Origin of the sequence: Devosia elaeis, from assembly GCF_001650025.1 — a bacterium.
Taxonomy (GTDB): Bacteria; Pseudomonadota; Alphaproteobacteria; order Rhizobiales; family Devosiaceae; genus Devosia; species Devosia elaeis.
In genome coordinates this window covers 1-235 of sequence record NZ_LVVY01000096.1, presented here as the reverse complement: position 1 = coordinate 235, position 235 = coordinate 1, and the positions used below count along the sequence as shown (strand labels likewise).

1 protein-coding gene is annotated in these 235 nt (G+C 57.9%); it reads left to right on the top strand.

All coding sequences use genetic code 11. The annotated features are described in order from the left end of the window. Positions 1-200 (top strand): integrase core domain-containing protein (locus A3840_RS19100; RefSeq protein ID WP_131798325.1); only part of this gene is annotated, 200 nt, incomplete at its 5' end. Positions 201-235: the final 35 nt, after the last annotated feature.

Sequence of the window (235 nt, the reverse complement as noted above, 5' to 3'; positions counted from 1 at the left end):
TCAACGGTGAAATCTTCTACAGCCTCGCGGAGGCAAAGGTCATCATCGAGGCATGGAGACGCTACTACAACACTGAGCGGCCGCATTCGTCGCTTGGATATAAACCACCAGCACCGCAGGCTATTATCTGGCCTGCGCCACCGCCCGGATCGGCACCGCCATCTGCCCAGCCAATAGCCGAAAAGCCGATCATGCACTAAGACTGAAACCGGACCACCCTATGGGGTCAGGCCAC